The sequence below is a fragment of the Virgibacillus sp. SK37 genome (genome assembly GCF_000725285.1).
Classification (GTDB): domain Bacteria; phylum Bacillota; class Bacilli; order Bacillales; family Amphibacillaceae; genus Virgibacillus_Q.
In genome coordinates this window covers 567,968-594,441 of the sequence record NZ_CP007161.1, presented here as the reverse complement: position 1 = coordinate 594,441, position 26,474 = coordinate 567,968, and the positions used below count along the sequence as shown (strand labels likewise).

The window sequence follows — 26,474 nt, the reverse complement described above, 5'->3', positions numbered from 1 at the left end:
TAATTTTTATATGGTATTAACCTTAGCCCTATATTTAGCCTCAATTTCATCTTCAATATCACACTCAAGTGTCCAAATATTTTTTAATAGGATTCTTTTATAACCACATTTAGGACACTTATATCTATACCTTCCAAAATATGTTCTTGATACTATCATTCTTCTATAATCATTTTTACAATAGGGGCCATCTACTCTACCTACATTTATATCCATTATTTCATTAGAAAATGGATCTTTACGTTTAGTATCCGCATATATCTTCCACTTGAATCCATACCCTTCTCCACTGTATTCTAAATCATAGCGACTTCCTATACTCCTTACCATAGGATAGGGTATTTGTAACTTATCAATTCTAGTTCTTATAAACCAACGAACAATAATCACCAGTAATAATAATAATATCCAATATACTAAGTATGTGTAGTTAATAACTATATTTATAAATCCCCTGAAGTCTAAAGCCTTCCCAATCTGTATAAAATGGTAAGCATATGTGGTTAAAAATGTAGCTACTAAAGAGGCTAGTACACTTATAATAAAATCCTTGAATTTATCAATCATTCACATGCACCCGTCCTTATCATAATAAGCGCAGAATTTCTAATTCTATTATACAGGAATATACCAATAAGTGGTATGTTATAAAGGCAAACCACGAGCTTATCCAAAGTGAAATTATCAATCTCATTATTAAATTGTAATTTAGAAGAGTTCTAATACGTTGTAAACTTGTTCTCCTGACAATAATTAACAAATCCTCCTAACAAAACTTTGTAATTTTGAATATTAACCTTGGTAGTGTTTCTAAATTTTCGGTCTTCCATAAAATCTTGATATGCAAATTTTAACAACACAAAAAAAGACTACCTCCTTTTACTTAGGAAGTAGTCTTCTTCTAACTAACTATTTATACGTAAGCGTAAAATAGTCCCCACCTTTAATTAGATGGGGACTATTGTTATGATTTATTTAGTTTTATTAGGGACCCTACATTCCTCCGGAATTGTCGGTGACCAAGGCAGAAACTGATTTAAGTCTTCACTGTTTGTGTAATCCATATTGGGAAGCTTCTCAAATAAGTATTCCAGATAATGAAATGGGTTCAGTCCATTTTCCTTTGCAGTTTCCACAATACTATAAACAATTGCGCTGGAGGTTGCCCCTTTGGCTGTATTACTGAACAACCAGTTTTTCCTTCCTATAACGAAGGGTTTAATGGAACGTTCTCCACGATTGTTATCGATTTCCAAACGACCATCCTTAAGGAATCCTCCTAAACGATCCCATTGATTACGACAATACTTGATTGCTTGGCCAAGAGCGCTTTTAGGCAGAACGCGTGGTGTCTGTTCACGTAGCCATGTTGAAAAAGCCTGCAGCACTGGCTGGCTGCGCTCTAATCGTTTTTTATAACGTTCGTCAGCACAGACGTCTTTTAATTCTCGTTCAATGCTAAACAGCTGATTACAGAAGGCAAGTCCCTCTTTCGCTTTCAAGTTGGTCGTGCTCGCATTTTCAGGTAATGCCTTGAGGGCATCAGTAAATTTACGGCGCGCATGTGCCCAACATCCAACCAGCGTTACTCCGGGAAGGCCGTTGTAACCAGCATACCCATCGACATGCAGGTATCCTTGAAAGCCATCTAGAAAGCGACGTGGATGCTTGCTTGCTCGTGTCTGCTGGTAATCATACAAAACAATAGGCGGACCTTCGCTTCCTGTGCGATACAACCACATATAGGATGTCGACGTGGCAGGGCGTTCCGGTTCGGAAAGAACCTGCAGCGTTGTTTCATCCGCATGGAGGCTATCCTGGTTTAAAAGATGTGTGTGCAGTTGTTCGTAAATAAGGGAGAGCCAGGTGCTGGCCCCATAAGTAATCCAATTGGCCAATGTCTGCCGTGGAATGGAAATGCCAAAGCGTTCCCAATGTTTCTCCTGCCGATACAGAGGCATGCTCTCTACATACTTTTGGTTCATGGTATAAGCAATAGCAGATGGAGATGCCAGACTTCCCGGAAATACAGGTTCTGGCATACTTGCTGTCACGATAGGTGTTTGTATGCCATTTCGCTCGCAATAACGACAACTATAAACATGACGTACATGCTCCACCACTTTCACTTGGGCGGGGATCACTTTTAATTCTCTGCGCACTTCCGTGCTCATCGAATGGAGAGAACCTTGGCAACACGAACAGACCTGTTCCTCATCGGATAAACGATACTCAATCGTTTCCTTCGGCAGGTTCTCCAGTTGCTTATCTCGCTGGCCACTTTGCTTTTTGCGCTTGTAGGTAATCGTCTCGACCGAGGGCTCCTCAACAGCCGAATCAGCTGTTACCTCCGTTTCGTTAAAAAGGGAGAGTTGATCCGGGTGAATTCTCTCGCTGGAAGATCCGAATTGGCGCTGTTGGCTGAGTCGAAATTGTTCTTCATACCATTTTAGTTTCGCTTCCAACGCTTCATTCTCCATTTCTAACGTTTCCGTGCGCTCCATGTAATATTCAATTGATTTGTTGGATTTTCCTTCGTTCGTTTTCATAGATTAAGTATACGAAAAAGAATCCGACTTGACTAGTCGAATTCTCGTATTTATATCTTTCACTCTTTTATAGAATGGTACGGGCTTTTACTTCATGGTGGGCCTTTTTCTGTTCTAGAGACAAACCATCCAATAACCAACGAAGTTGGCGCGGACTGACATCCATAGGGGAAGCGTCTTTCTCGGAGGGCCAATGAAAAGTTCCCCGTTCCAACCTACGGTAATGAAGCCAAAACCCATTGTGTTCCCACTGTAGGATTTTCAACTTATCCCGTTTTCGATTACAGAATACGAAGAGGCTGGGAGAAAAGGGATCCAGGTCAAAACATTCTTTCACGATGACCGCTAATCCATCAATGGACTTTCGAAGATCAGTACTCCCACGGGCTAGATAAACTCGATCATAAGAGGTATTGGTTAGCATTGCTTATGTAAAAGATGCATGATATCGGATAGTAAGCCCATATCAGCTCCTGGCCGTACTTCTACCGAGAGAGAATCCTTATGAATAAAGATCGGCCCTTGTCCTTCTGAAGAAAGGGATTCTTCTTCTAATTGGACTGACAGCCATTGAGTGGACTCCGATTCTAGCGAAACCTGTTCGGTTTCAAACTGCCGCACCCCGTAATACATAGGATGAGCATTGATTTCTTGTTCACGGCACCATTCAGCAATATTCTTGCCACTATCTTTCCAGGCATTATAGCGCGCTTTCCATTCTATTCTTTTGTCTTTCAGGGTCATTGCGTAACCTCCCGAGTTAATTTCTAAAGAGATTATCTCATGGCGGCCACCTGATTCCTATGTGTGTTTTATTTTACGCTTACATTTATACATTAAACAGCTTCACAAAAAGCTAGGTTGGACGTGTAGGAAATCTCCTACATCATGCCGCCCGTAAGCTGAGAGTGTGTAATATCGTTAACGTAGAATGCAAAAAGCGCGGTAAATCAACGTTTTTGATGTTGTTGGTTGTAACATCTTTAACGGTGATTTACCGTTTTTTATGAGATTGCGTTAGCAAAATGTTAGCATTTTTTTACCAGTATTATTAGTATTTTTTATGATTGTAATCTTTAAGTTCAATTACTTAAAAAGAGACAATTATATTTTTTGTAAAATCTTTGAGTTTAGTTCTTTAAACCCCTCACTCATTTTTAATGGCATAAGAAAGAACAATTCTTCCGTAAGCTTAATAATATATTCGGAAACATATGTTGGTGGTAAGTTATCATTTAGAAGAATATTATTATTGTATGATCTTAGTTCTATATTCCCAAATTCCAAATCGGAAACTTCCTTAAAAAAGGTTCTAATTGATTTAGACTTGCGCTTGTTTGATGCATTATTTTCTTGAAAAGAAATAAAAATTTCAGTTTCGTAATGTTTTAATAAACTAAATGTACAGGTAGCAATTAATAAATATCGTGTTTTTACACTTTCAGAGTACAACAAGTATAAATCATCAATCGTTCTGTCAATTGATTTAATGTACTCGTTATTATAAAGTTCCAAGTTATCTTTTAAATTTGATTTAGTTAAATCAATTAATTCTTCAGCAGTAAACAAGTTCTCTAGTTTTATTTCTTCTTCTATCTTTTTAATATTTTTAATTAAATTTTTATTAATTTCCATATCCTATTTAAATCTCCAATTATACTTTGAGGGTAACTGCTTATAGTTGGTTTCATGATAAAATATTGTTAGATTCGTTAATGGGTGCCTCTCAATAAACTGTTGGAAAACTGTTTCACAGTTTAAACATGGCTCCTTTTGTGAATATATGAATACTTTACAATCATACAATCTATTATCAAACATATATTTACTAATTTTCTCTAAGATAACACTTTCACTGTCTTGTTCTCTACTCCATGAATGGGGAGTACGAATTCCTCTTGACCGGTCCACATTTACATAATTAAACAAGAAAGGTGGAGTTGCATAATACAAATCATTAATCATATTATTCCACATGTATTTTTTATGTTTTTCAACTTTGTCCTTAAAATTATTATATGCATCCTTACTTTGTATCTGGCAGGTAGAATAAAAATATTTTTCTCCCATATTAGTTTTTAGCATTCCTATCGCATAGTTGCGATTTAAATGATTAAAAAATGCCTTTTTTCCAAGCTCACCTGCTCTTTTAAGTTCTACTATCATTTTTTGCCAGTTTAAATAGGCTCTATACTAAATGTGGTGGTCTCCTTTGGAGGATCAGTGTTTCCGTAAGAAACAAAAAAATACACTCATTCCCCTCTCTTTTGTTAACCTAAAGTTGCGACACAAAAGGAAAAGGAGAGGGAAAGAGTGCAAAACCATTTTATCATAGAAATGTTAGGTATTGAAGACAAACATGTAGATGTATGGGAAGTTTCTAGTGACTCAGCTAAGTTTTTTGTAGAGCTATATACAAAAGTAAAGAAGCAGAAGTGCCCGTTTTGTGGCAATAGGACAAAAAGTATCCACGGCTATCGTACCCAAACGATTCAGGGGCCCATTGTTTCCAATAAACCAGTTAGTATTTCTTTGAAAAAGAGACGCTACTTATGTAAGGCGTGTAATCATACGTTTTATGAAAAGCTTCAGATGGTGGAACGATACCAACGTTGCACCCGTTCTATACAAACGACAGCGCTAACGTATACAGCTGTGGGCTCATTTACTACAGCTGCCCAGTTAACTGGGATGAGTTCGCAACGGTTACTTCGTATTTATGATCGAAAAGAAATAAAAACAAGGAAAGTCCTGCCACGTGCGTTAGCTATTGATGAATTTAAAGGGGATGCGGGCGGTGAAAGGTTTCAAACGGTCATTGCGGATGTAGAAAATAAAGAGATTGTGGATGTCTTACCTGATCGGAAGGTAGATACAATTAAAGCTTATCTTCAGTCCTGTGATACAAGTAACGTAGAGATTGTCGTCATGGACCTTTCTAAGTCTTTTAAGCAAGCAATACGGAAGGCGCTTGGTAACCCACTGATCATCGCTGATCGATTTCATTTTATGCGGCAAGTATATTGGGCGCTAGATGAAGTACGTCGAGAAGTGCAAAGAGACTTAGAGAAAAAAGACCGGATATATATGAAAAAAAGTAAAAAGTTACTTTGGAAATCAACCTATAAATTATCAGAAGAAGAGCGAGAGAAAGTAAATCAGTTACTCCAGGTTGATCCTCGATTAGAAGAGGCATACAACCTAAAAAACAAACTTGATCAGTGGTTTAAAGAGAGTAACGAAAAGACCGCTACACAGGGTCTAGAAGGATGTTTAATGGCGATGAAGGATTCTAATATTGAGTCTTTTCATAGAGTAAGAAAAACATTTGAGCGGTGGAAGCAAGAGATCTTGCATTCCTTTATGTATCCTTTTAATAATGGATATATTGAAGGCGTAAATAATACAATTAAAGTGGCAAAACGAATGTCGTATGGAATTAAAAATTTTAATCGATTAAAAAAGAAAATACTGTGGCGACAAGAGGTTAGAAGGGTTTTGACACAATAGAAACGGCAACCAATATACGTACGCAGCTATTTAAGCAAAGGCTTTTTAATAAAAGAGATGGTGGAGTGAAAATCACACCACCACATTTGACTGAGAACCTTTAAATATTTACTCTTTAGTATAAAACCTTCATTCATACTGGTGTAATGCTTAACATGTAGAGAAGCTCTCATTTTTTCTACTCCCTAAAAAAGTTCATTGTTAAAATCCTTCAATTATTAAAGATTGGGTTATTTAGAATAATATAATTGTAAAAGTTTGATTACACTTTTTTTGTGTATGAGACTAAAAATTTTGCTTGAGATCGCTCTACTGCTAATGCGGTTTCAAGCAGTATATAATCTATCTGTATTTTTTCGGGTTTTTGTCTACCCCACGGCTTTCTGCTTTCACGATCATATGTTTCCTTGGAAAATGCATCTCCTACAAGCGCAATTACATTTGTTGTTGAATCTGGGTTAGTTTGAATTTCTTTAAGTTTATTCCAGATATCTTCAGAAGATATATTATCAGGATTGATTATTCGTCTATTAACTACAGCTCTATAACTACGATGTGTCCAAATACCATTCCATCTTTCTAAATCAACAGGTAACCTATTACTCACATCATTTACGTAGTCTAAATTTTTCAATATTTGGCCGCAAACCTCTTGAAAAGCAGAGGCTGAAAGCTTGCTTTTTCCAGCTTTACAATGGATAAAACAAACTGTGTTCGTTGACTCACTTACAGTTATAAAATCTGCTATCTCACTATTTAAATCAGTACAAATAACATAATCAGAATCCTGCAATAATCTTTTTAATTTTGAATTATTATTTATATTTATTCCTTTTTTAGCAACTAAATAAAACAAAGAATTTTTATCCCAAATTGCTGTATTGGGTTGTGGTGATCCATCCTTATAAAATTTTCCTTTTTCATTAATTTTAGTTCTTGCTGACAGTTGAATGCTGTTCTCATCAAGATAATTTAATAGACCACCGTAATTTCTTGGCACACCGAGCTTATAAAAATATCCCTTAAAATAACGATATTCATTTTGATTTAAAAGAAGTTGAAATGACTGGTTATCATTCAGCCAATTTAATATTCGTTGCTTTCCATAAAAGATGTCTGGTTCGTCTTCTTCATTCCTAAATTGCAAATTATATTCGCCTTTAATTGTATTAAATGTTATCTCTACCTCATATTCTTCTTGCATATATTTTAAGTAAAAAACTCTATCTGTAATTCTATAAAAATTACTGTCTAATTCAATTAGAGTCCCAACAGAATCTTGAATTAATTCATTACCCTCAAATTGTAACAGTATGCTCACTGGCTCTGTCTCTTCCGGTATGTCAGTTACAGGTGCATATCTTTGAAAAAATGTATGATCATCACCTTCTCTATATAAAGAGTGATAAAGTTGGTCTAGCCAATCTATATACAGATCCAGTCTAGTCATTGTGGAAGCCTGACTAATTCGCGCATTTGAAAACCCTACATACCTTCTTAATGATGATTGTCCACTTAAATTACTTTTTTTACTTTGGACTGTAGTAAGGAAGTTATATTGATCTGATATGCTTGGAGCCATCTGTGCAATGTCGTCTGAATATAGAACCATTCTATTAAAATGATTAAAATTTATACTACCATTTTGAATAGTAGCTGACGAAAATGATGTATCTCTATCAAAAAGTTTTTTTAATTTCAGAGCCGAAATTCTCTTCCATTCTTCCTTTATATGCTCTGGAGTAAAATTTGTAGTATCATATAGGAATAAAGTTTTTTCTATAATTCTAAAAATTAATATCCCTATTTTTTGCTCTAGTAATACTTCCTTTGTTAAATACGGACTATTATAATAATGTGCATAAATAAAACAAACTGTATGGTTTTCATTAATTACTATTTTATCGAGAATATTGTTATCTCTTAATATTAATTCATTATGAATAGCATCTATTGTTTTAGTAAATACACTATTAATATCAAATTCTTCTAAATGACTCTCATATATGTTTGTTTTCTTTGGAAGTTGGTATTTCTCTAGTTTAAATAGATTATTAATATCTTCTTCCACTGAGTATCGTTTTAAATATTTCTTGTTTAAATACATAACAGAAGGGCTAATTGTTAACAAATTCGAAAAGTATTCAGAAAAACTAAAAACAGTATCTGTCTCTCCATCACTTATAGCTCTTTCATAATTAAAATAAGAATCCCACCATTGTAATTGGTAATCTTGATGATCCCAGACAATGATTTTTGCACTTTGATTTATGTCTATATTTCTTTTTCTAATAACTCTTCCTACTTGTTGAACAAATGAACGAGGGTCAGGAAGCGCTTGATAGATACCAAGAATACAAAATTTATAATTATCTATTCCTTCAACCAGTTTATACTGATGAACCCAACATACTGTGTCATCGCTTCGTAAATCACTAGGTACATTTTGAAGTAATTTCGAATTTGCTTGTGCAAATTTTTCATGTACTCCTTTTGCTTTTAATCCTCGGTTATTTAATTCATCAACTAGCATTTCAATCTCTTCATCTGTATTACACCTTATAATTACTTTTACTTCATCTCTGTCACAATCATATTCATTAACGTAACTCTCTAATGAATTATTAATGTATGATACAAACTCACCTACCCTTTGTGAGTTTGAAATTGTCGTTGAATCTATTATGGAAAAAATTACATCTTTCACATAACCTTGATTAACAGCATCAATAAAAGAATACGTAAATACAAATTGATTATCTATTGAAAATTTATTCAAGTCATTCCTGACAGGAGTAGCTGAAAACAGTACTACTTTAGCCTCTAGCTCTCTAATTGTAGCTTGCCATTGTTGTGCTGGTTCTTTATGCCCTTCATCAAATATAACTAAATCCAATTTATTTTTTAATAAGTTATAATTACTATTATTCTCTTGTTTAATTCTTAGCAAGGATTGAACCGTACATACATATATTGTTGGGTGTTGATCAGTGTTAATCCTACCTGAATCTGACGGTAATAACTCGACTACAGGTTTTATTGGACAAAAGGGGACACTTAAATTGCTCCAAACACCTATTTTTATATCCTTTATAAGCTGTTCTTTTACTGCAGATGAGCTTGTTACTACTAAACAATTTTTGATATGTGGGAAAAATGCAGCTGCTATTGCGATAATTACTGTTTTTCCTGTTCCCATTGGCATCTTGATTAGAGCTTGTTTGTTAGAATCACTGTATAGATAGCGGTTAATATTATCCAATGCATCTAATTGGTAGGGTCTTACTGCATCTTGAATTCTATTATCCAAAAAATTAATTAATTCCATTTAAATGACTCCCAAATAAAAAGTTTGTAAATCTCTATTCCAATTTTTTAAACAATTCTTATTGAAAATACTGAAGATAATAGAAAGCCATAATTTCATAAATTTATTTTCCTTTAGGGAAAAAATCACATTAAAATCTTTATAGGAATTTATCCAATTCAAATCGATAAAGTCCCTGCATCGTACTTCTATAGTTTTCAAATTCTAAGTCTGTTACTAAATTATTATTTATATCCAAATGAATATTTTTAAGTTGGTTATCTTTTTGAAGTCTAGTAATTAAATTTAAAGACAATCCTGTTTTGATCAAGTTAATCTTTTTTTCATCATTAGTTCCATATATAGCTAAATGATATTCATCCTGAGAAATTAAAGAATAATCGTACAGTGCAACAACCAATTTATTTAACTGGTAGTTGATGAAGTCTTCTTCAATTTTCATTTTAACAATAGCTAAATTAATTATTTCTGGATCTGTCTTATTTGATAAATCTACATAAACTTCTTTATTTCTATCCGAATAGTTGTCAGTTTGCTTACTTTCTTCGCCATATGAATTTCCTATATAAAATAGACTATTTCCTTTACTTACTCTCTTCTTGAAATAATTAAAAGTTGCAATAATATTATCTTTTAATGAGTATGTCCGAAAATTGAATAAGTACATTTTGTAGTAATTCCTAGCCTGTGAATTAGACAGCCTAGCAAACTCAAAGTCAATAATATATTTTTCTAAGTCCTCAATAAATACTGAATTTATTTTGTCTATAATATCCAATTCTAACCATTCAGTAGTTTGCTGCTTTTCAAATCTATTAATCTTCATTAGTAACTGATTTAAGAATTCATCATTTCTAATGTCATACATACTCTCCAATCCAGAATTAATTAAATACCTCTTTAATTGGCTGATTTTATCATCTTTATTATTAAATAATATATCCTCATTTTCTTTTATTCTATTAAATCTTTCTTCTGCCTCTACCCTTCTATCTTGGTCTATCTTTAATTTTTCAAAATCAAAAGATTCTAATGTTGGATTCTCAATTTTATCCTCAAATATATTACTTCTTAAACTTTTTATTTTATTTTCCATTTTACTATTTATTCTATTATAAGTTTCTGTATTAACGAAATGTATGGGGGGGAGTAACCTATGTAACTCATTTGAAAATCCATTAAAGATATTGTTGAGCCTATTAACTCTACCCATTAAATTAGTAAGTTCTTTACCATTTAAGTTATATGTATTTAATATAAAAAGTGTGTCAATCGGTAAATTAATTCCTTCTAATATTACACTATTAGCAACCACATATTTAAGATTGTTAATTCTATTAAACTTATATTCCAAAAACTCCTTAACTATATCAGGCATTTTGCCATGTAAATAAATAATACCTTTAGAAAGTAGTTCTATCATAAAGAAATCTTTATGAACAAATTTTTCTAGTTCTACGATTAATTCGTTAATACTGGTGTCTTCATCATTTATATTATCTATGGTTGAAGCAAATTCTTTAACAAACATTTCTATTTTTCTAGGAGATCTAATATAAATAAAATTTTTCTGCCCTTTATTTTGTTTTATATAGGTGAGGCTGTTAGCTGAATTACTGAGTTGGTAAAATTCATTTACAAATCTATTATATTGGAATGCTTTTCCTGATAACCTATATTCAAAAATCTCAGGTTCCTTTAAGTTATTGGATATCCTTTGTTCACTAATACCTTCCTGCTGCTCGTTTATCTTTAGGTTGTCACTGTCAGATATCAATGGCGATAAATATATAGTCTTCTGGTTATGATTAAGCAATCTGTTCCTTCGAATTAATCTTGAAAGTAGAATATTTCTAGAATCTTTTCCAAACAAGTTATGCGCCTCATCAATATATAATATGTCAAAGAATACATTATTTTTGTCTAATAATCGGAGCGCTCTTTCCTGAGTGAAAATTGCTATGAATTTTTCATCATTCTTATACATTTCATCGTGAATTAAAATCCTTCTGTATATATTTGATTCCCTTATGGATCTATAAGTCTGGATTAAAAGAGATTTAGTAGGAACAATAATCCCTATTTTTTTATAATGACCATTATTCAGAATATGCTCTATAATAAGTGAACTTTTTCCGAAGGATGTAGGGGCTACATAACTTATATTTTGTGAATCATCATTTAATAAGTTTCTTCTTACTTCTTTTTGTTGGTACGTCTCAATATAATTCTTAGTTGAGAAATTATCAATTTTTAATTCCTGCAGACTATCGTGTAAACTGAGTTGATTCCCTAATAAATTATAATTAATTACATCCTTTGCAATTGGATAAAAGCCAAAGTTAATTGAAAAATCGTATAGAGGTGAATAGTCTTCGTAACTTATGGAATATTTTAAAATAATGTAATAAGCAAACTCTAAATAACTTGTATATCGCCGGTCTGATTCAAAATGTTTTATAAATAATATTGCACAACCTAAAATATAGCTTTTTTCTTCATTAGTTAGTTCCGTGTTAATAGTCAACTTCTTGATTACTTCATTAAATTCATTAATCTTATTTATGTTTGTTAGTTTTGACTTCTCTGTTCTATTAATATTTCTCCCCCCATTTTAGGAATTAATGAAATTCAAAAATTGTTCAACTGATTTCTTTGTAATACAAATTATAATTATATCTTTATATTTAAACTCAGAAATTAGTTCAACAATCTTATCGCTCAATTCATCAAGGTCTTGGTTCTCCCATTGACCATTCAAAAAAATTGTTGATGCTGGAATAATATTAAAATCACTAATTAAAGGGTAATTTTTCCTAGTAAAATTATCTGATAGCATTTTAATATTTTTCCTTATATTTTGTTCCGTCCCCACATCAATTTGTGATGCATGATTATATGCATTTTTCCAAGGGTTATTTGTAACATTTCCATTGAACTTATCTTTCAAATCATCGTATGCCGTTTTTACTTTATTCCAGTGTTTACTATTATTACTATCTATACTTCCTGATTTACTCTCCATGATCCATTCTATATCATCTTTGGAGTAGTAACCGTCAAACCCTTTTTTTATTGAATTTTCTTCAAGGTTAAAATAAGTACACTCCTGCTTATATCCCTGATCCTTTAAATATAAATGGACAAAGAATTCAGCAATTGCCCCCATCTTAGTAGAAAGCGATTTCCTTTCAAAGAAATCTCTTGCCCTTTGCTTGACTGTGTCTATGTCACTACCACTATCCCCTTCGCAAATAGATACAAAATGTTCATTTATATATTCTAAAAGCGCTTGTGAATAGTCCTCAACATCAATTATATGTATTTGATAATTGTTATCAAATACTGTTTTTGAGTTAAATATAGTTGTAGTTAGTTGCATAATATCACATCGCTCTTTAAATATTTTACACTTCTATTTTTCATAGACCTACAAAAAGGGAACGTTTCCAAATGACTGTTAAATCAAATAGAGCTTTTCATAGCAAAGACTTAATGTAGTTCACATGTCTATAATACTATTTTCATTTTTTTGGTGAAAAATGTCAATAAAAGACCTAAATTAATAAATAATAGTACTGATCGTTATATTTCTATCTAATATTGTTAATACTTTAAGGAAGTTGTTAGTGCAACTTGTATGTCTGACAGGGAAGAGGTGCAAATGCACCTCTTCTTATTTTTATTGTATTGATTTTTATTTCACAAAGAAATATTTCAATGACTCTTAAAATATCAGAATCCCAAGATATAATGATTTCTGATTAACCGGTTAATTAAATATCGTAACCAACAAGCGAAGTCCGCAGGTTACATGAATTGATCAACTCTTTAGTTGATATTCATGGGCTGCGGACTTTTTATCGTGATCTATATAAAAAATGGAGGAAATATAATGCAAAATAATTTTTCTAGCCAAGAATGGATAAAAGGTATTCATGATAATTGTGAATCAGTGGGTGTGTCCAAAAACATCATCGAGCGGTTCAATCAATTTTATATGAAAGGAGAAAGTGTAGATCATGCAAAATCTACTGCAGCTTCTACAGGAACTGAAAACCCCAGCAAGTGAACCAACTGTTGTAATTGTTCCTATAGATGATGAGGAATCTAATGTGAATCTATCATATCAATTGGAATTAAAAATAAATGATTAAGAGATATTTCTAGTATAAATCACCTATCTCTCGTCCATATTGGAGTAATAAAAGCGACGGGAGGTAGGTATTAGATGTCAAGAAAGGCAGTAGTGAAAGTGTCTTTTAATGAGGAGCAACAAGAGGAATCCTATTACTTCATGAAGAGGTTAATAGAAAAAATCTTCATCGAACAACTGGATTTAGATCCAAAAACCAAAGGAAAGCTATTGATGGAGAGTCAAAATATCATTGAAAAGGAGTAGAACAATATGAATGAATATGATAACAACTATTATTATTTAGATTATGAAAAGTTATATGAAGAGTTTATTGCTGTCTATAGCCGGGTAAGTACAGCACAACAAGATATCCAGAAACAAATTGCTCTTGCAGAAGCTTATATAAACAATCATGGAATACCAGCAGAAAAAGTCATATGGTTAAATGATAAGGATGTCTCTGCAAATAAAGTTGGATTGGATAAACGTGGGGAATTACTCAGACTTAGAAAAATGATTAAGCAAAAAAAGGTCAAAACAATTATTGTGTATAGCCGAGATCGTTTAGCCCGCAACTTTTACGAATATGTAGCACTGGTAAAAGAATTCTATGAATATAACGTAGATGTGATATTTACTTCTACAAAACAGCCTGCATTTTCTAAGAAGCTAGCAATCGAGGCACTTTATGGGATTTTCGCCCAAAGTGAGGGTCAAAATATTACAAACAGGAAAACTGATACACAAAAGCAGTTTCCCTCATCAATTTTTGGATATAAACGTGAAGGCAAGAAAAAGAATGTAAAGTATATTCCGAAAGAAGAGCTAAGCGAAAAACTTCATGCATTTTTTCATGACATAATGAAAACTGAGACTTCAAAAGATTTTTTTGAGGTATTAATGAAATACAAAAAGCTACTCAAGAATAAAAGCTATGATAATTTATTGAAGTATCTTCAAAACCCATTTTACTGCGGGTATATGGAAACCACATATGGATATGAAAAGTTAAACCATGTGGAACCTATTATTTCATATGGAGAGTTTATGACTATGCAAGAAGTAGTTAAAGAGATGGAACAAGCAACAAAAGATGCAATTATAAACTCTTCAAATAATGCCGTTATTCATCCTATTTGCCATGAGTGCAAGCAGTATATGAATTTCCGCTCTACTTCATTGACAAGTAGCGGATATTTTGTATGTAAACGAAAGCATAGAGAAATAATAATCGAAGTCGATAAGTACAACGAAATAATTAAAAACCACTTAGAATCTATCATTCACAATATAGATACTGATGCAATGAAAGTTGATCTCTTCTCCTATTTAAGAAAAGTTGAAATTAAATACAAGCAGGAGTTATCTAAACTTAACTATGAGTTAGATTCCGTTCATCGTCAAATCACAGTGAAATATTCACCAAATAATTCGAAAAGTTTTAAGCAACTCGTAAAACAATCAAGAAATATTAAGAAAGAAATTGAAGATATTTATATTGACATTCATTTGCTTCCTCAATTCAAGAATTGAATTAATCATTTCCAATGTGGGGATAATATCCATTTGTAACAAAAAATATCAGAGAAAGTGAGGTTTTTTAATGAAATGAAAGGATACTTTTACAGAAGAGGATGTAAGTGTAAAAAGAAAAAATGCTCTTGTGGTGCAAAGTGGGCTTTCACCGTTGATATTGGAATCGATCCAGTTACCGGTAAAAGAAGACAAAAAGTAAAAAGTGGGTTTAACACGAAGCAGGAAGCTGAAGAAGCTGTGGCTACTCTAATCCACGAACTAAACGAAGGAACATATTTAGAGGAAACAGATAAGACCTTTAGCGACTTTGCAATTGAGTGGCTTCCTATCTACAGTGAGTCAAAAAATGTAAAGCTCGGAACAATTCGAGTCCGTCTCCATGAAATTGGAAGATTGTTACCCTACTTTGCTCAATTAAAATTAAGAGACATTACAAGAAAAATGTATCAAGATGCTCTCAATGATTTAAAAGATCAAGGGTTATCTGATAGCACAAGGGAGGGAATCAATCGAACGGCAAGAATGATTTTTCGAAAAGCATTAGAACTGGAGCTAATTAAGAAAGATCCGACGGAATTCGCTTATGTTAAAAAAGACAAGAAAACGATTGAACAACTAGAGGAAGAAGAAGTACCAAAGTATCTTGAAAAAGAAGAGCTTGCCTTGTTTTTAAAAACCGCAAAACAATATGGGCTTGAACATGATTATTTGGCGTTTTTAATTCTCGCCTATACTGGAATTAGAGTTGGAGAGTTAGTTGCTCTCAAGTGGAAAGATGTAGACTTCTTAAACCACACGATAAGTATTACCAAGACGTATTATAATCCAAAAAATAATGCTGTGGAGTACCAATTAGTCACACCGAAAACCCGAAAATCAAGGCGAAAAATTGTAGTAGATGAAGATGTTATTCAAACTTTAAAAGATCACAAGGAAAATCAAAATCAAGTAATAAAGCGATTAGATGACGACTATTACAACAAAGATTTTATCTTCGCAAAGATGGAGCGACAGTTTGGTTACCCGATTGTGATAAAAAACGTTCGAGACCGTATGAAAAGGCTGCTTCGAATGGCGGGCCTAAAGGAAGAATTGACTCCGCATAGTTTAAGACACACTCATACGTCACTTCTTGCTGAGGCAGGTGTCTCACTCGAACAAATTATGGATCGGCTTGGCCATACGGATGACCAAATTACCAAAAATGTGTATCTTCATGTAACCCAAGAAATGAAAAAAGAAGCCTCTCAAAAGTTCAGTGAACTAATGAGAAGCCTCCGTTAATATCCTCAATGTGAGCAAAATGTGAGCATTTCACTCTCACCTTACTTAAAAACCCACTCATATCAAGGGTTGGAACGGCTTATTACATCATGCCGCCCATTCCACCCATGCCGCCCATGTCAGGCATTCCGCCGCCAGCTGCACCGTCTTCTTCTGGAAGGTCAGCTACTACTGCTTCGGTAGTTAGGAACATAGCTGCTACAGATGCTGCGTTTTGTAATGCAGAGCGAGTTACTTTTGTTGGGTCAACAATACCTGCTTCGATCATGTTTACCCATTCGCCAGTAGCTGCATTATAACCAACGCCTACTTTTTCACCTTTTAGACGTTCAACAATGATAGATCCTTCTTGACCAGCATTGTGAGCGATTTGACGAACTGGTTCTTCCATTGCACGACGTACAATACTTGCTCCAGTTCCTTCGTCACCTTCAAGGTTTAGCTCGCTTACTTTATTGTAGATATTAACAAATGCAGTACCACCACCAGCAACAATACCTTCTTCTACTGCTGCTCGAGTTGAGTTCAATGCATCCTCAATACGTAGTTTACGTTCTTTAAGTTCTGTTTCAGTTGCAGCACCAACTTTGATTACTGCTACACCGCCAGCTAATTTAGCAAGACGCTCTTGTAATTTTTCTTTATCGAAATCAGAAGTAGTTTCTTCTGCTTGTGCACGGATTTGTGCTACACGTGCAGAGATTGCTTCAGGATTACCTGAACCTTCTACTACTGTTGTGTTTTCTTTTGTAACAACTACTTTAGAAGCGCGACCTAATTGGTCAATTGTTGCGCTCTTCAGATCTAAACCAAGATCTTCTGTAATTACTTCTGCACCAGTTAATGTAGCGATATCTTCAAGCATTGCTTTACGACGGTCACCAAATCCTGGAGCTTTTACAGCTACAGCATTGAATGTTCCGCGAAGCTTGTTAACAACAAGTGTTGCTAGTGCTTCACCTTCTACATCTTCTGCAATTAATAGAAGTGGTTTACCTTGTTGAACTACTTGCTCAAGTACTGGTAATACTTCTTGGATGTTACCAATTTTCTTATCTGTGATTAGGATATACGGATCTTCAAGAACTGCTTCCATTTTATCCTGGTCAGTAACCATGTATGGAGAAGCATATCCACGATCGAATTGCATACCTTCAACTACTTCAAGCTCTGTATTGAAGCCTTTAGATTCTTCAATTGTAATAACACCGTCATTACCAACGCGCTCCATAGCTTCAGCAATCAGGTTACCTACTTCTTCATCACCAGAAGAGATTGCTGCAACCTGTGCAATGGATTCTTTACTTTCAATTGGGTTTGTAATTGATTTTAATTCGTTAACAGCTACTTCAACTGCTTTTTCAATTCCACGACGTACGCCAACAGGATTTGCACCTGATGCAACGTTTTTAAGACCTTCACGGATCATTGCTTGTGCAAGTACAGTTGCAGTTGTTGTACCGTCACCAGCTACATCATTTGTTTTGGAAGCAACTTCAGATACAAGCTGTGCACCCATGTTCTCGAAATGATCTTCAAGTTCAATTTCTTTTGCAATGGTAACACCATCATTTGTAATGAGTGGGGAACCAAATTTTTTATCTAAAACAACGTTACGACCTTTTGGCCCTAAAGTTACTTTAACTGCATTTGCTAATGTATCTACACCACGTAGCATCGCGCGACGTGCGTCTTCACTGAATTTAATTTCCTTAGCCATGTAAATGCCCTCCTTGAAATCTTTGATAAGTATATTTATTCTTTATTCATTGATTTTTAGCTAACTACTGCTAAGATATCATTTTCACGAAGAATTAAGTATTCAGTGCCTTCGTATTTAACTTCTGTGCCAGCAAATTTAGAGAAAATGATGCGGTCACCTTCTGAAACTTCAAGTGCAATTTTCTCACCATTTTCAGTAACACGTCCTGAACCTACTGCAATTACTTTACCTTCTTGTGGTTTTTCCTTTGCAGAGTCTGGAAGTACAATTCCGCTTGCAGTTTTTTCTTCTTGCTCAACAAGCTCAATTACTACACGATCTCCTAGTGGTTTAATCATGTGGAAAGCCTCCTTAATTCTATTCTCATTTTTGATTTGTTAGCACTCTAATACACCGAGTGCTAATCCCAATTATTATGATAAATAATTCCATAACAAAATGCAAGTAGGAGATATATTAATTTTTTAGTTTTTTTACTCTTTTCTCCTTCGAAACCATTCTATTATAAGCAAATTCTATTTTATGCTAAAATATTTAGATACAGGTTGTTTGTTTCTACAACTTGTTTTTCTAACATACACTAAACAAAACCTTTTTTACCAACAAAAGGCATTCCAACACATGAAGGGATCGTTGCGATTTGACGAAAAGATATTGGTGGGTAATTATTTCTTATATAATCATGCAGTTCTCAGGGCTCTTGTTTGCCCCACTGCTTTACATTTTATTACCACTAACAGAACATCAAGCTGTTGTTTACTGGTCGATCATAAGCTTTATCCTCGGCTTGATTGTTGTTTTATTATTAATGAAGCCTGAAATGAAAAAAGGAAGCCAGCGAGACGCTTCTTCCGGAGGGGAAATGGTTGCATGGTCCATTATCGGTCTGATCATGGCCTTTTTGGCTCAGGGTATTTCTGCAACAATCGAAATGAAAGTATTCGGTATCACGCAGAGTTCTGAAAACACTAAGTTGATCATGGATGTAACAAGGGCAACTCCCTTATTTATGATCATCCCTGCACTTATTGCACCAATACTGGAAGAGATTATTTTTCGAAAGATCATTTTTGGGCAGCTATATCTAAGGACGAACTTTATTATTGCTGCGTTGCTATCAGCTCTTGTGTTCGGGATCATTCATGGAGAACCGCAGCATCTTCTCGTGTATGCTTCCATGGGATTTGTATTTGCTTTCCTTTATGTAAAAACAAAGCGGATCATTGTTCCAATCATTGTCCATATGGCGATGAATACAACAGTAGTGCTTGCCCAGTTTAATATAGATCCAGAAAAACTGGAACAGCAATTGGAGCAGTTGCAAGCAATTATTTTTGGAGGCTAAATTCATGAAAATTTCACCAAGGACAATGGCAATTATCTATTTTGCAATGGGGATATTTTTCACCTATATTGCCATTATCAGCGCGGGAGATACAATATGGAATGTTACGACAATGGTGCTGGCTCTATTCGCGACATTAGAAATTGGCGTAGGTATTCGACTTTTCAGATTGCATTATCAAATGAAAAATAAAAAGAAGAAGTAGCTTCTCCAACGCTGCTTCTTCTTTTTATTTTGACTTTTGGCCTATAACTTAATTATCTGTTTGGTCGACTTGTAATGGATAATGCTTTAAGAAGTAAACCAGTGCCTGCAATTCAACAGCAAGGTCAATATGATGAACCCGAATATGATTTGGAACCGTAATCCGTGCAGGTGTAAAATTTAATATTCCATCAATCCCTTGCTCAACCAATCTGTCGGTTACCCTGTCCGTTTCATTTGCCGGTATAGTCAAAATCGCCACTTTAATTCCGTTCAAACTTTTCTCTAAATCATCAATGTGATAAATAGGCACACCACCAATATCTGTACCTACTTTTTCCGGGTCTGCATCAAAGGCCATTTGAATTTGAATATTATTATTCTTCATAAAATTATAATGCAAAAATGCTGTACCCAAATTACCTACACCAATCAATGCTACTTCTGTCGTTTCATCCTGATCAAGGGTTTTACGGAAAAAACCAAGTAAATATTCCACATTGTACCCATACCCTTTTTTTCCTAGAGCTCCGAAATAAGAGAAATCCCTTCTGATTGTCGCAGAATCTACCTTAACTGCTTCACTTAATTCCTTCGAAGATACCCTTTTCTTTCCTTGTTGATTCAGATTATTTAAAAAACGATAATATAATGGTAAACGCTTTGCTGTTGCCTGAGGTATTTTATTTTGATCCATTGTTATTCCTTCTTTCATCCAAACTGTAATCACCAGATTTACCGCCCTTTTTCTCCAGTAAATATGTTTGGCCAATAATCATTCCTTTATCCACTGCTTTACACATATCATATATGGTAAGTGCACTGGCAGATGCTGCAGTTAACGCCTCCATCTCTACCCCAGTGCTACCTTTAGTTTTAACAAATACTTCAATCTGCAAATCATAGGAAGTTTCTCCAATCAGCCATTCAAAGGAAATATCCACTCCTTTAAGCTGTAATGGATGACACATTGGAATCCAGTCTGAGGTTTTCTTAGCTGCCATAATCCCGGCAACCTGGGCCACAGCTAGTACATCACCTTTTTTTATCTCGTTCTGAGTAATTTTTTTATAAACTTCTTCGGACATTTGAACACTTGACCTTGCGACAGCTATGCGTTCTGTTTCTTTCTTTTCACTAATGTCCACCATTCTTGCTCTGCCTTGTTCATTAAAATGCGTGAATTCAGACATAAGCTCATCTCCAATACATTGAACTTCCTCTCTATTCTAGCAGAAATAAGTCTGGAAGTCGTGACTAAATTCACAATAATATTGCCTCGCCAATTCATTTTGAGATACACTAAAAGAGATGAGGTGAAAATAATGATATTAATGCAGTTAAATGGGATCTCTAAGTCATTTGGCGCAGAAGAGATTTTGTCGAATATAAAAATGGAAGTAAAAGATAATGAAAGAATAGCTATTGTTGGAAGAAACGGTGCTGGCAAATCTACCCTGTTAAAAATTATGGCAGGAGAGTTCTCTCATGATGGTGGAGAGCTATTAAAACCAAAGGATCTAACGATGGGATATCTATCTCAGCATATGACACTGGAATCTGGCAAAACGATATGGGATGAAATGCTAGAAGTATTTGCACATCTTCTCGGCCTTGAGAAGCAGATTCGTTCTATGGAACAACAGATGGAGCAGGCTGCGAAGTTAAGCCATGGAGAATACGAAAGAGTACTACAGCAGTATGATGAGTTGCAACAAGCGTTTCAGCGTGATGGTGGTTATACATATGAGGCAGACATTAAAGCTGTCCTAAATGGTTTGCATTTTCACGATAAAGATTATGAAACACCCATAAGCGACTTAAGTGGTGGCCAGAAAACAAGATTGGCATTAGGTAAATTATTATTGAAAAAACCGAAATTGCTAATTCTGGATGAGCCGACCAACCATTTGGATATTGATACACTCAGCTGGCTGGAAGGCTATCTCGTTAGTTATCCAGGCGCCATTGTCATCGTTTCCCATGACAGATACTTTTTAGATAAGACCGTATCGATTGTTTATGAAATTTCTCGCCATAAAACTAAAAAATATCATGGTTCATATAGCAAGTTTCTCGAACAGAAAGCAATCGATTACGAAAAGGAACTAAAAGAGTTTGAAAAGCAACAAACCGAAATTAAAAAGATGGAAGATTTTATCCAACGCAACATTGTACGGGCTTCTACAACCAAACGAGCACAAAGTAGAAGAAAGCAACTAGAGAAAATGGAAAAAATAGATAGACCTCTTGGTGATGAGGCTTCTGCTTCTTTTTCATTTCAGATTGCGACTCGAAGTGGGAATGATGTGTTAAAAGCAGATGGGTTATCCTTTCGCTATCCGGATGAAAACCAGAATTTGTTTACCAATGTGAAGCTTCACGTAAATCGAGGAGAACGAGTAGCCTTAGTCGGCCCTAATGGGATAGGCAAGACTACTTTATTAAAAATTATTTTAGGAAAACATAAGCAAACGAATGGCACGATCCAGCTTGGGACGAATGTTCAGATTGGCTATTATGATCAGGAACAAGCGGACTTATCCTCTTCCAAGACAGTACTCATGGAATTATGGGATGAGTATCCGACTGTAAATGAAAAGGACATTCGGACTGTTCTTGGTAACTTCCTCTTCTCAGGTGATGATGTATTAAAAGTGGTCTCTTCATTAAGTGGTGGTGAGAAAGCAAGACTTGCTCTAGCCAAATTAATGATGCAAGAGGCAAACCTTCTTATTTTCGATGAACCTACCAACCATTTGGATATTGATAGTAAAGAGGTACTTGAAGCAGCTTTGAACGATTTCCCTGGTACAATTATTTTTGTATCACATGACAGGTATTTTATAAATAAAATTACGGATCAGGTTGCTGAAATGCAACGAGATGGAATTACTTCTTATCTTGGTGACTATGATTATTATCTCGAGAAAAAAGAAGAGCAAGCAGAATTAAAAAGACTTCAGCAAACTGAGGAAACTGTGAACACAACCGATCAGAGAAAAAGAACGTTTAAAGAAGATAAGCAACTGCAAAGCGAAAAAAGAAAGATGCAGCGACGAATTAATGAACTGGAAGAGTTAATTGAAAATCAAGAGCTGGAGATTGAGAAATTAGAAGAAAAAATGACACAACCGGAAGTATATCAAGATCACGAAAAAGCACTTGAATTAACACAGCAAACGAGTGAACTAAAACAACAAGTAGACAATTGGATGGAAGAATGGACAGCATTACAAGAGGAAGTTTATATGAAAAAAAGCCCCCGCCTTCTATAAAGGCAGGGGCCAATTTTATTTAAATAGATAATCATTGTGGATGGTATGCTCTACTGCTACCCTATATATAACCCCTAAGCCGATCATTGTGGATAACACAGAACTACCTCCATAACTTATCAACAAGAGAGGTATTCCCGTAATTGGCATAATCCCAAGAGACATGCCGATATTCTGAAAAATGTGGATAAGTAGAATACTTAAAAATCCAAAGCATAAATAGGAACCAAATGGGCTGTGCTTATACACACTTAAGCCTAATGTCACCAGTTTGTATAAAAGTAGAAAATACAAAAAGATGACTAGTGCACTGCCAATGAAGCCAAAGCTTTCTCCTATAACCGCAAAAATGAAATCCGTGTGTGCCTCAGGAAATGATACTTGCAGGTTATCCATTCCCTTACCAAATAACTGACCTGAACCTAAAGCCATATATGCCCTATCAAAGTGAAAAGTCGCATCACTGGATTGCTGAGATGGATCAAACCATGTCATTATTCGATCAATTTGGTATGCTTCTACACCTACTTGTTGTGCCAGATTCGGAAATTTAATGATAAATCCAAGTGCTGCCGTAACAGATAAGGCTCCTGCCAAAATTAATGTCATAATGATTTTCCAATCAATCCCTGACAGAATAATAATCATTCCCGCTATAAACAAATAAACCATAGCGGTACCGAAGTCAGGTTGCCTCATAATCAACAGGACAGGTAATGCAATAATGATCAAGAGCTTAACCAATAGGAGTGTGTCTGTTTTTAAGGTTTGCATTCCATATTTTGTTTTATGTTTATCAATTGTAGCAGCTAAGTATAAAATGGTAGCCATTTTAGTAAACTCAGCTGGCTGTAACGACAAACCAGGGAAGGTAAACCAGCTTTTAGCCCCATTTATTTCTCGCGCAATACTATCCGGACTTACGAGTAAAATAGCTAGTATTAATAGTCCAAAACCATAAATATAAATACTAGCTTTATATAACTGGTCTAAATCGAGAAATTGAATTGCAGCAATAATTCCCACTCCAATTGTAAACCAGACAATTTGCTTTAAAACAAAATTCTCTCCAGCATACTGTTCCAACTGTTGTGCGTTATAGATAGATAATAAGCTCACACATACAAACAGGAAAAATATAAAGATTAAGTCGTTCTGTATATAATAAGATTGTTTTTTTGACACCAAATCACCAAATTTCTTTTGCTTAATCAAACGATTGTTCAATATAAGTTATCCACAGATGTCAGGAACTACAACATGAAGAAAGAAAGGTTGTTAACAAAGTTATACACAATATCCACAGACAATTGTATACTTATCCACTTTTATTGTCCACAACTCTTTCCCTAATTTAATAGCTAACAAATAAAATTACCCACAGACCTGTGTATAACTTATACTATTTCATTAACAAGGAAGCATTTGCGTTCAGATCCAACCCTGACCGTCTACCCTGTTCATAAGCAATCGTTCCTGCTGCAGCAATCATAGCAGCATTATCTGTACAAAGGTGGAGAGGAGGGATTAATAATGGGATACTCAATTGATGAAATTGTTCTTCTAAAGCTGAGCGCAGGCCTTGATTTGCAGCAACGCCTCCTGCCACAATTACCTGCTTTACATGGTATTCTTTGGCAGCATTTACTGTTTTTGTTGTTAAAACATCAATAACACTTTCCTGAAAGCTTGCAGCAATATCTTCATTGCTAAGCGTCTCACCTCGTTGCTTAGCATTATGAATCGTATTAATTACAGATGATTTTAAGCCACTAAAGCTGAAATCATAACTTCCCTGCTCCAACCAGGCACGTGGAAAATCAATAGTCACTTTACCCACTTTTGCTAAACGGTCGATTTGTGGACCACCTGGATATGGAAGCTCTAACATACGTGCAACCTTATCATATGCTTCGCCGGCAGCATCATCTCTTGTTTCACCTAATAACTCATACTTCCCGTGTTCTTTCATTAAAACAAGTTCTGTGTGACCACCGGAAACAATTAAAGCCAATAAAGGAAACTCAAATTCTTTTTGAAGTCGGTTGGCGTATATATGTCCTGCAATATGATGGACACCAATGAGCGGTTTTTGTTTTGCAAATGCTAAAGCTTTTGCAGCATTAACACCAACTAACAAAGCACCTACAAGTCCCGGTCCTTCTGTTACTGCAATTGCGTCAATGGAATCCCATGTTAACTCAGCCTGTGTAATTGCCTCTTCCAAAACGACAGTAATTTGCTCCACATGATGTCGAGAAGCAATTTCAGGAACAACTCCCCCGAACCGTTTATGACTCTCTATCTGTGACGCAACCACATTAGAAACAATCTCTTTCCCGTTTTTTACGATAGCTACAGCAGTTTCATCACAGCTTGTTTCAATGCCTAAAATAAACGTATCTTTTTTCATAATAAATTCACCCACATGACAATAGCATCTTCTTGGTTATCCGTATAATAGTTCTTTCGTATACCACCAGGAACAAGGCCAAATTTACGGTACAACCTTTGTGCTATTATATTTGATTTTCGTACTTCCAAAGAGAGACGTGTCCCACCGAGCAATAGTATCTGTTGGATAGTAAAACCAAACAGTTTCTCTCCAAGCTTATTACCACGGTAATCTGGCATGATGGCAATATTGGTAATTTGCGCATCATCCACCACAAGCCACACACCAGCATAACCAATAATTTTCTTATCTGCTTCCATCACAAAATAATGAGCATAATCATTATCGACTAGCTCTTGATAAAATATGTCAGTGGTCCAGGGAGTGGAAAAGGTTGCGCTCTCCACTTCCATGACGGCATCTACGTCAGTGATATGCATCTTACGAATAACAATTTCAGCCATTTTCTTCTTTTTCCTTCTGCTGTTTCAACCATTTTGCCTCCGCTTCAGCCAAACGTAAATAATTTGGAGTCAAAGCATGTGTAGTCTGGGGATTTTCATGTAACCCTGCTAGTGCTACGTGTGAGGCACGTGATATATGATAAGCCATCTCGGGAATAACTGCACGACTTTCTATTGAAGAAGTAATGTTTTCCCGGTGTAATTCGATATCTGGGCTTAAAAACAAAATTTCCTTATTTTCCTTAGCAAGATTTGATAACAAATCAGTGATAGATATATTTACCTCATCCCAAACCTGCTTGATTTCACCATTTTTCCATTCATATAATCCTGAATAGACCAAGCCACGACGTGCGTCGAAAAATGGACAAATATACCCCTGAAAAAAGCGCCCTTGATAAGCTAGTACTTTAAGACTTGAAACTCCTACAACTGGAATTCCCAATGCCCAAGCCATTGTTTTTGCGGTAGCCAAGCCTATCCGTACACCTGTATAAGAACCCGGCCCTTTAGCCACAATTATCTTTTCCAAGTTCTGAAGTTCCACATTAACCTCTTTCATTAACTGTTCAATTGCCGGCATTAATCTTAATGAATGGTTTTTAGCAATATTTGTAGTAATTTCGCCTATAATTTTTTCTTCATTTATAATAGCAACACCCAATGCTTGATTGGATGTATCTATAGCCAATATACTCATACATGTAACTCCTCATTAAA

At 34.9% G+C, this 26,474-nt stretch carries 25 protein-coding genes; 8 read left to right on the top strand and 17 right to left on the bottom strand.

Annotation, left to right across the window (positions count from 1 at the left end):
• Positions 1 to 6: 6 nt before the first annotated feature.
• The 6 genes from X953_RS03095 to X953_RS03075 form a co-directional block, all read right to left on the bottom strand.
• Complete coding sequence (locus tag X953_RS03095; protein WP_040954308.1) at positions 7 to 567, bottom strand: hypothetical protein; 561 nt, start codon at positions 565 to 567, stop codon at positions 7 to 9.
• A gap of 404 nt (positions 568 to 971) precedes the next feature.
• Entirely contained in the window at positions 972 to 2,549 is a 1,578-nt protein-coding gene (locus X953_RS03090) for an IS66 family transposase (protein WP_040954307.1), read from the bottom strand.
• Between the two features lie 67 nt (positions 2,550 to 2,616).
• Positions 2,617 to 2,973 (bottom strand): IS66 family insertion sequence element accessory protein TnpB, encoded by a 357-nt coding sequence (gene tnpB, locus X953_RS20465; protein ID WP_084715602.1) that lies wholly within the window; start codon positions 2,971 to 2,973, stop codon positions 2,617 to 2,619.
• Entirely contained in the window at positions 2,967 to 3,293 is a 327-nt protein-coding gene (locus X953_RS03085; RefSeq protein WP_040954306.1) for a hypothetical protein, read from the bottom strand. Before X953_RS03085 ends, tnpB begins: the two co-directional genes overlap by 7 nt.
• A gap of 360 nt (positions 3,294 to 3,653) precedes the next feature.
• On the bottom strand, positions 3,654 to 4,184 hold the full coding sequence (locus tag X953_RS03080; RefSeq protein ID WP_040954305.1) for a hypothetical protein: 531 nt from the start codon (positions 4,182 to 4,184) through the stop codon (positions 3,654 to 3,656).
• A gap of 3 nt (positions 4,185 to 4,187) precedes the next feature.
• Positions 4,188 to 4,715: a deaminase domain-containing protein gene (locus X953_RS03075; protein ID WP_040954304.1), complete on the bottom strand. Its 528-nt coding sequence runs from the start codon at positions 4,713 to 4,715 to the stop codon at positions 4,188 to 4,190.
• A 147-nt stretch (positions 4,716 to 4,862) separates the two neighbouring features.
• Here X953_RS03075 and X953_RS03070 point away from each other — a divergent pair, with 147 nt between their 5' ends.
• Positions 4,863 to 6,059 carry an ISL3 family transposase gene (locus X953_RS03070; RefSeq protein WP_040954247.1) on the top strand — a complete coding sequence of 399 codons (1,197 nt, stop codon included), beginning with the start codon at positions 4,863 to 4,865 and terminating at the stop codon, positions 6,057 to 6,059.
• A 262-nt stretch (positions 6,060 to 6,321) separates the two neighbouring features.
• On the opposite strand, the gene X953_RS03065 is transcribed toward X953_RS03070, so the two are convergent.
• The 3 genes from X953_RS03065 to X953_RS03055 form a co-directional block, all read right to left on the bottom strand.
• Positions 6,322 to 9,387: a DEAD/DEAH box helicase gene (locus tag X953_RS03065; RefSeq protein WP_040954303.1), complete on the bottom strand. Its 3,066-nt coding sequence runs from the start codon at positions 9,385 to 9,387 to the stop codon at positions 6,322 to 6,324.
• A 139-nt stretch (positions 9,388 to 9,526) separates the two neighbouring features.
• Positions 9,527 to 11,914, bottom strand: a complete 2,388-nt coding sequence (locus X953_RS03060) for a DEAD/DEAH box helicase (RefSeq protein ID WP_232217766.1) — start codon at positions 11,912 to 11,914, stop codon at positions 9,527 to 9,529.
• 87 nt (positions 11,915 to 12,001) lie between these two features.
• Complete coding sequence (locus tag X953_RS03055; protein WP_040954301.1) at positions 12,002 to 12,769, bottom strand: hypothetical protein; 768 nt, start codon at positions 12,767 to 12,769, stop codon at positions 12,002 to 12,004.
• Between the two features lie 640 nt (positions 12,770 to 13,409).
• Between X953_RS03055 and X953_RS20370 the strand changes: the two genes are divergently transcribed.
• From X953_RS20370 to X953_RS03045, 4 genes are all read left to right on the top strand, one after another.
• Complete coding sequence (locus tag X953_RS20370; RefSeq protein ID WP_255351017.1) at positions 13,410 to 13,544, top strand: hypothetical protein; 135 nt, start codon at positions 13,410 to 13,412, stop codon at positions 13,542 to 13,544.
• A gap of 74 nt (positions 13,545 to 13,618) precedes the next feature.
• On the top strand, positions 13,619 to 13,789 hold the full coding sequence (locus tag X953_RS19695) for a hypothetical protein (RefSeq protein ID WP_156958433.1): 171 nt from the start codon (positions 13,619 to 13,621) through the stop codon (positions 13,787 to 13,789).
• A gap of 6 nt (positions 13,790 to 13,795) precedes the next feature.
• Complete coding sequence (locus tag X953_RS03050; RefSeq protein WP_040954300.1) at positions 13,796 to 15,058, top strand: recombinase family protein; 1,263 nt, start codon at positions 13,796 to 13,798, stop codon at positions 15,056 to 15,058.
• Positions 15,059 to 15,133: 75 nt separating this feature from the next.
• Positions 15,134 to 16,345, top strand: coding sequence for a site-specific integrase (locus X953_RS03045; protein ID WP_040954299.1), 1,212 nt, complete (start codon positions 15,134 to 15,136; stop codon positions 16,343 to 16,345).
• 82 nt (positions 16,346 to 16,427) lie between these two features.
• On the opposite strand, the gene groL is transcribed toward X953_RS03045, so the two are convergent.
• Positions 16,428 to 18,065 carry a chaperonin GroEL gene (groL, locus tag X953_RS03040; RefSeq protein WP_019375573.1) on the bottom strand — a complete coding sequence of 546 codons (1,638 nt, stop codon included), beginning with the start codon at positions 18,063 to 18,065 and terminating at the stop codon, positions 16,428 to 16,430.
• A gap of 56 nt (positions 18,066 to 18,121) precedes the next feature.
• Positions 18,122 to 18,406: a co-chaperone GroES gene (gene groES / locus X953_RS03035; RefSeq protein ID WP_019375572.1), complete on the bottom strand. Its 285-nt coding sequence runs from the start codon at positions 18,404 to 18,406 to the stop codon at positions 18,122 to 18,124.
• Positions 18,407 to 18,708: 302 nt separating this feature from the next.
• Here groES and X953_RS03030 point away from each other — a divergent pair, with 302 nt between their 5' ends.
• Together X953_RS03030 and X953_RS03025 are read left to right on the top strand one after the other, a co-directional pair.
• On the top strand, positions 18,709 to 19,413 hold the full coding sequence (locus tag X953_RS03030) for a CPBP family intramembrane glutamic endopeptidase (protein WP_040954298.1): 705 nt from the start codon (positions 18,709 to 18,711) through the stop codon (positions 19,411 to 19,413).
• A gap of 4 nt (positions 19,414 to 19,417) precedes the next feature.
• Entirely contained in the window at positions 19,418 to 19,618 is a 201-nt protein-coding gene (locus X953_RS03025) for a YdiK family protein (protein ID WP_040954297.1), read from the top strand.
• A gap of 48 nt (positions 19,619 to 19,666) precedes the next feature.
• Here the strand turns inward: X953_RS03025 and X953_RS03020 are convergent, their stop codons facing one another.
• A complete protein-coding gene (locus tag X953_RS03020) occupies positions 19,667 to 20,314 on the bottom strand; it encodes a redox-sensing transcriptional repressor Rex (RefSeq protein ID WP_040954296.1) in 648 nt (215 codons plus the stop codon).
• Entirely contained in the window at positions 20,301 to 20,810 is a 510-nt protein-coding gene (gene moaC, locus X953_RS03015) for a cyclic pyranopterin monophosphate synthase MoaC (RefSeq protein WP_040954295.1), read from the bottom strand. Before moaC ends, X953_RS03020 begins: the two co-directional genes overlap by 14 nt.
• Before the next feature lie 132 nt (positions 20,811 to 20,942).
• On the opposite strand from moaC, the gene X953_RS03010 reads away from it, so the two are divergent.
• Positions 20,943 to 22,895 (top strand): ABC-F family ATP-binding cassette domain-containing protein, encoded by a 1,953-nt coding sequence (locus X953_RS03010; protein WP_040954294.1) that lies wholly within the window; start codon positions 20,943 to 20,945, stop codon positions 22,893 to 22,895.
• A gap of 15 nt (positions 22,896 to 22,910) precedes the next feature.
• Here the strand turns inward: X953_RS03010 and X953_RS03005 are convergent, their stop codons facing one another.
• The 4 genes from X953_RS03005 to tsaB form a co-directional block, all read right to left on the bottom strand.
• Positions 22,911 to 24,122 (bottom strand): FtsW/RodA/SpoVE family cell cycle protein, encoded by a 1,212-nt coding sequence (locus X953_RS03005; RefSeq protein WP_232217765.1) that lies wholly within the window; start codon positions 24,120 to 24,122, stop codon positions 22,911 to 22,913.
• Positions 24,123 to 24,297: 175 nt separating this feature from the next.
• On the bottom strand, positions 24,298 to 25,308 hold the full coding sequence (tsaD, locus tag X953_RS03000) for a tRNA (adenosine(37)-N6)-threonylcarbamoyltransferase complex transferase subunit TsaD (protein ID WP_040954293.1): 1,011 nt from the start codon (positions 25,306 to 25,308) through the stop codon (positions 24,298 to 24,300).
• A complete protein-coding gene (rimI, locus tag X953_RS02995; RefSeq protein WP_040954292.1) occupies positions 25,305 to 25,754 on the bottom strand; it encodes a ribosomal protein S18-alanine N-acetyltransferase in 450 nt (149 codons plus the stop codon). Before rimI ends, tsaD begins: the two co-directional genes overlap by 4 nt.
• The gene (gene tsaB / locus X953_RS02990) at positions 25,747 to 26,454 is read right to left on the bottom strand and encodes a tRNA (adenosine(37)-N6)-threonylcarbamoyltransferase complex dimerization subunit type 1 TsaB (protein ID WP_040954291.1); all 708 of its coding nucleotides are present in this window, start codon (positions 26,452 to 26,454) and stop codon (positions 25,747 to 25,749) included. Before tsaB ends, rimI begins: the two co-directional genes overlap by 8 nt.
• Positions 26,455 to 26,474: the final 20 nt, after the last annotated feature.